The organism is Roseibium sp. RKSG952 (assembly GCF_009711355.1).
In genome coordinates this window covers 1-6,159 of record NZ_SMMF01000736.1, presented here as the reverse complement: position 1 = coordinate 6,159, position 6,159 = coordinate 1, and the positions used below count along the sequence as shown (strand labels likewise).

The 6,159-nt window shown below is 57.7% G+C and carries 5 protein-coding genes; 4 read left to right on the top strand and 1 reads right to left on the bottom strand.

Annotation, left to right across the window (positions count from 1 at the left end):
- Positions 1 to 178: 178 nt before the first annotated feature.
- Positions 179 to 1,660, bottom strand: coding sequence for an ATP-binding protein (locus E1297_RS05145; protein WP_155134794.1), 1,482 nt, complete (start codon positions 1,658 to 1,660; stop codon positions 179 to 181).
- A 556-nt stretch (positions 1,661 to 2,216) separates the two neighbouring features.
- Between E1297_RS05145 and E1297_RS05140 the strand changes: the two genes are divergently transcribed.
- From E1297_RS05140 to E1297_RS05125, 4 genes are all read left to right on the top strand, one after another.
- Entirely contained in the window at positions 2,217 to 4,124 is a 1,908-nt protein-coding gene (locus E1297_RS05140; protein WP_155134791.1) for a nitrilase-related carbon-nitrogen hydrolase, read from the top strand.
- A gap of 218 nt (positions 4,125 to 4,342) precedes the next feature.
- Positions 4,343 to 4,996, top strand: a complete 654-nt coding sequence (locus E1297_RS05135; RefSeq protein ID WP_155134788.1) for a cupin domain-containing protein — start codon at positions 4,343 to 4,345, stop codon at positions 4,994 to 4,996.
- A gap of 85 nt (positions 4,997 to 5,081) precedes the next feature.
- Positions 5,082 to 5,576 carry a DUF4440 domain-containing protein gene (locus tag E1297_RS05130; protein WP_155134785.1) on the top strand — a complete coding sequence of 165 codons (495 nt, stop codon included), beginning with the start codon at positions 5,082 to 5,084 and terminating at the stop codon, positions 5,574 to 5,576.
- 67 nt (positions 5,577 to 5,643) lie between these two features.
- Positions 5,644 to 6,159: MFS transporter (locus E1297_RS05125; protein ID WP_196223196.1), on the top strand; the 516-nt coding region annotated here is incomplete at its 3' end.

Here is a 6,159-nt window from a genome sequence, read left to right as displayed (position 1 = left end):
CTTCATCTCCATCCCAAACAGATGATAATGCACAGAAGTGGCGTGTTCAGCTGCACAGACCAGCAATATGCAGCGGTCTCCTGTAATACCAACCGCCATGTTGGAACGCTTGCTAAAACAGCCATGGAGCCCGCTCAGGGAAAAAACTCCGGCAGGCTCATCCTAACCGTTAATATCTCTAGGCCGCCGGGAGGGCTGCCTCGTCTCCCGGAGCTGTCTGCCAGCCCAGATCCGTGAGGGTGACGATCCGGTTGCCCCGCAAGTCTGTGGCACAGACGAGAAACCCGCGTTCTTCCATATGGCTCAAAAGCCAGCGTGCGCGGCCCGGCGACCGGGTGCCGTAAGCGGTGGCAATCTCGATATTGCCCGGACATGGCGCCTTGGCGAGCGCAGCCTTTGCCAGGAGCAGATAGACACCGCGCATGTCCTCGGGCAGTTCTGAGGCAATCAGCTCGGCCTGCTGCCACGCGCCGTCATCAACATCTTGCCGGTCGACCCCAGCCCGGGCAACGGAGAGCTTTTCCCGGAACACCTGAAGATCCGGCGTCCCGCCCGGCAATTTGGCGATACGGCAGCGCACCTGAAAATCCTGGTAGAGGGTGGCAATCGGCTGGAACGCAGCCTCCTCCTCATCGAGGATTTCGGCAATGATCTTTGCGATCGTTTCCTCACGCTCGCCAAAATCGAGCAGAGTCGCCGCCGGTTCTATTGCATCTTCAGCGGCCTTTTCAGCGCTTGAAAGCTGGCTCAGAACGTCGCCGGTGGAGATGACGGGTTCGGGCTTTCTGGGGCGCACGGGCAGTTCGCCGGGCGCGCGTGTAAAAATCAGATCCTTGGCGTCCGCGGCCGGTTGCTCCGGCAAGGGCATCAGCTTGGGGCTGCCGCCCCGGCCTGCCGTCTCGACCGGACCGATCTTGACCGGGATCGGGCGCCGCGACATGGCGGGCCCTAGCGCGATGAAGTGCCCCCGGTCCAGGTTGCGGAAACTCTCGGCCTGCCGCCGCTCCATGCCGAGCAGATCGGCAGCCCGGGCCATGTCGATATCGAGAAAGGTCCGGCCCATCAGAAAGTTGGAGGCTTCCGCGGCCACGTTCTTGGCAAGCTTTGCCAGACGCTGGGTCGCGATCACACCGGCCAGTCCGCGCTTTCGGCCCCGGCACATGAGGTTGGTCATGGCTCCGAGCGACCGGCGGCGCGCCTCTTCTGTGACCTCACCGGCAGCAGCAGGGGCAAACAGCTGCGCCTCGTCGACCACCACCAGCATCGGGTACCAGAATTCCCTGTCCGCATCGAACAGCCCGTCGAGAAAAGTGGCTGCCGCCTTCATCTGGCGGTCGGCATCAAGACCTTCCAGATTGAGAATGACCGACACACGGTGCTGGCGCACACGCCCGGCAATCATCTCCAGATCCTTTTCGGTGCCGACGGCGTCTACAACCACGTGGCCATACTTGTCGGCCAGAGACACGAAGTCCCCTTCCGGATCGATAATCGCCTGCTGCACCCAGCTTGCCGACTGCTCCAGAAGACGGCGCAAAAGATGCGATTTGCCCGAGCCGGAATTGCCCTGAACCAGCAAACGCGTCGCCAGCAGCTCCTCCAGATCCATGAGGGCACGGCGACCGCCCGACATCTCTCCGATATCAATCTGAACCGTCATGCATTCTCCCGGCGCAACCTTCGCGGCGCTTCAGGACCTCCTGGTTATGGTTTCAGCTGCAAGCGCCGACTCAGCATGATTCTGCGCCGGGTGCCAACCCGCGCAACGGACTGGATGCGCAGGTCTGACCGCGCCTATCACCTGAGCCACGCAGCCGACTTGCGGAGGCGCAAGCTAGTCGCCCCGCAGGCCTTGCGCAAGACCGCGTGTCCGCTTCGGTGATCTGAACGGCGCCAATGGCGCGACATTACAAGGTCCGTGATCAAAAGGGCATAGTTACCCTGTGCATTGCTGGGGATTTTCCGCAAACAGTCCCTCCCTGCGGCAGGGTTCAGTAGTCCCCACGGCGCACGCCTTTTGGAAGACGATAAACTCAAGCCGAATGATCGCCACTTCGGCTTGCAGCAATGACTGTTGACGATCGGATGACAGACACGTGCGGATTGTCTATCGTTTCACATGCAAATCGGTCAGGATACGAACCTGCATATTAGAATTTACAAACAGAGAAATTGGACAGCCCGCAGGATAAACAAGATTTTCTAAGGAGTGCAAAATGAAGCTCAAGCGACTCTGCCTGTTGTTTTTACTTGCCGCCACGGCTTCATTTCAGCCCTTAAGCACGATCGCCCAAGAGGTCTTCAAGGTCGCCGCCGTCGAATTCAATCCAATCTTCAAACAGCGCGAGCAGAATTTCCCCGCCATGGAGGCCGCGGTCAAGACCGCTTCCGAAAACGGAGCCAAGCTGATCTTGTTTCCCGAGATGGGAACAACCGGTTACGTCTACGGTTCCCGGTCGGAAATTGCTCCGTTTGTCGATTCCATTCCCGGTGTTACAACAGCCTTTTTCGAGAAAGCCGCGCAGCAATATGGCGTCTACATCGTCGTAGGTATGCCGGAGGTCGATCCGAGCACAGGGAACTATTACAATTCCGCCTTTTTAATGGGACCAGATGGGCTCATCGGAAAGTACCGCAAGAACAATCTGTTTCTTCTGGAGTCCGAATGGGCGGCACAGGGCAATCTGGGGGTTCCGGTCTTCGACACACCGCTCGGAAAAATCGGGATCATCATTTGTTATGATGATTACTACTATCAATCTGCCCGTCTTGCCTCGCTCAAGGGAGCAAACATCCTGGCCTTCATCGCAAGTTCGGGGCGCATGCTTGACCCCGATCCTTCACAGGCGGGCGTCCACATCTCGATTTCCGATGTCCAACAGCAAGCGGCCTTGAACGGCCTCTATGTCGTGGCAACGAACCGCAACAACATCGAGAAAAACGAAACACTCGGTATCGGCGTGCATTACCTGGGTGGCGCATCTGTTTGGGGGCCATTGGGTGAAAACCTCGGGCAGGCACCGGTTTCAAAACAAAAGGGCCAAGCCACCGAGTCCGGCAAGGCACCTACTATCCTCTATGCCGAGATCGACCCAGCCCACTATGACAACAAGGTCAAGGACTTGCTCGCGCAACGACGTCCGGAACTTTATCGGGACATCATATTGAATATGTCGCCGAGACCGCTTCTGAATTCCGACACACCGCATGACATTCATGCACTGCTTGTTCAATACGAACCGGAGCCGGGCAACATCAACAAGAACAAAAACAAAGTTTCCGCACTCCTCGAGAAAAGGGTCAACCTGTTGACCAACCTGATCGTCCTGCCCGAACACACATTGACCGGCTTGCCCCAATCCGCGGAAGGGGCGAAGTCCTTTTCTGCCTCAAGCGCGGACATCGATCGCTATTTCAGCCAGCAAGCTTCATTGTACGGCTCCTATCTGGTGTACAGCCTCGCGGAAGCAGACGGCGACAAGTACTATACGACGGCACGTCTGCTCGACCCCGACGGCAAGGTCGTCGGAAGTTATCGCAAGACCCATCTGGAGGCGTCAGAAGCCCAGTTTCTTTCAGCCGGAAGCGCGTTGCCGGTGTTTGAAACAGAGATTGGCCGAATCGGGATCCTGTTTGGCGGAGAGGCGCGTTTTCCGGAAGCCTCTGACGTGTTGAGCGTGCGCAGGGCTGACATTATCGCCATGCCGTCAGCCTGGAACGGACAATTCGGGCGGGCGGATGCGCTTGATCCGGACTTCCTGGCGGTTGCTTATCCAGACAATACAAACATGTTCTGGTATTCCACGGCAAAAACAGCGCAGGCCTATCTGCTTGTTGCAAACTTTGTTGGAACTGACGCTGGCTACAAGGGCAGCAGCGGACAGTATTCACTCGACCCGGTCAACGGCTACTACCCGCCATACCTCGCGCCTGATGACAGGGAAGAGGTTTTGTCGGTCAATTTTCATACCATCGCACCGAGCCACTGGTGGACGAGCCAGCAATACATCATTGATGGCCGCCGCCCGCAGACCTATGTCCCGCTCGCGCTCGAACAAACCGATCCATGTTTCACCGACTGGAAAGAAGCACCCGAGTTCTTTGTTGAATGCTGGCAACAGTGAGGACCTATTCAGGGGATCAGTCAACAAGCGCTTTGGCAGCTCATTAATGCACGTTGAGGATACCTGAGCGGCTGGAGCGCGCGGTTCGTACACCGGCTTGTTGCCACCATTCCGCCAAACCTCCCGCGCACATGGCAGCATTGTTCACGCGGCTGTGCATTGAAGGCGGGCGGCCGCAAACCATCTGTCTACCGATAGATTATCGAAGGGGCGCCGGCATGCAGATACATGCAGATTTGACCAAGCGCGCGGTTGTAGACACCAAAAGTCTGGACTGGGTCGCGTCACCCATTCCGGGCGTCGAACGCCGTATGCTGGAACGCGATGGCGGAGAAGTGGCGCGCGCCACAAGCCTTGTGAAATATGCGCCTGGTTCCGCATTTTCCGCACACAAGCACGATCTGGGCGAAGAGTTCCTAGTCCTCGACGGGATTTTCACCGATGAAACCGGTGATTTTCCAAAAGGCATGTATGTCCGCAACCCTCCGGGATCCGAACACATTCCGTCAAGCACCCCGGGAGCCGTGATCCTGGTCAAACTGCGCCAGATGGACCCGGCAGACAGGGCTTATGTCCGGGTGGATACAAGGGCTGACGGCGGATGGGAAGATGGCCGGCCAGGAGAGCGTATCCTGCCGCTCTTCGAGGACCGGCATGAGACCGTCTCCATGCTCGAATGGACGCAAAACGCTTCCTTCGATCACGAGCAACTGCATGGCGGAGCAGAGTATTTCGTTCTCCGAGGCAGTTTTTCCGATCAAGACGGCACGTATGAAGCAGGCACCTGGCTTCGCATCCCCGCAGGGTCCAGCCAGAAAATCTCCAGTCCGTACGGCGCACTTCTTTGGCGCAAAATGGGACATCTGCTCTAAATCCCGCAGAGTGAGATGACATGGAAACTTTTTGACGCCATGATGAATCCCAGTTCCGGCAATTCGGGTGACGTTGGAGTGTAACATGCGCAAAATATTGCAAGTATTTGTTTGTCTGATCCTGGTCAGCGGGTCTCAGTCGATCATGACAGCGCCGGCAATCGCTGCCGGAGATCTGACATCTCCTCTGGGTGTCGAGGGCCTTGACGTTGGCGACGCGGAAGCCGTCCAGGACGTCGTAACAGACTGGGCCAATGCCTGGGTCAATGGCGAAATGGACAAGTGGGACAGCTACTGGGCGCCAAACTCGGTCATGTATGCACCCAACCATCCGCCTTTGACCGATGGAGAAAAGCGCGCGCTTGCGGACAAGCTCCGGCCGACTGACATCGCCAACATCACGAGTTTCGAAAATCTGGCACTCGCAGGCCGTGACGATCTGGCCGTCGTGACATTTCAGCTCGGCATCATTCTGACATCGGGCAAGACCTTGCCGTCTGACAATTACATGGTTGTCTTGCGCAAGCAGGATGATGATGCCTGGAAGATTCAGGCCTTCATGTACAACGCAGGAAGTTAGCGATACGTCATTCCGGCGGCCACCGGAGCAGGCCAAATTCCTGGCTAATCTATCGGAGGGCCGTCTGTTGACGGAACGGAGCGAGCATCAAAGACGCGTTTCGATTGTCCTGGCCCTTGGAATTGTCGGCGGCCTGATCCTTCTGGATGAAACCATATTGGGCGTTGCCCTGCCGACGATCCGGGCAGACCTGAACGGCTCGCCAACGCAGGGCCACTGGGTTCTGAATGCCTACCTGCTCGCTTTCACCTGCCTCTCCGGCGTCGGCGGCAAGTGCATGGACTTGTTCGGCTTGCGGCGGGCCATGATTTTAAGCTGTACCGTATTTGCCGCCTCCTCGCTGATCGCAGGGTTTGCCGACAGCATGTCCATGCTGATTGCAATGCGCGCAATCCAGGGCGCCTGTGCAGCAGTGATGTTCCCGCTCACCTTTGCCGGGTCATCCAGCACCTTTCCCGTCGAGCAACGCGGCAAGGCAATGGGGCTTCAGGCAGGCACCTCATCCCTTTTTCTCGTCGCGGGGCCTCTGGCAGGCGGCTTTCTCACAGACTTTGTTTCCTGGCGCTGGATCTTCTGGATCAAC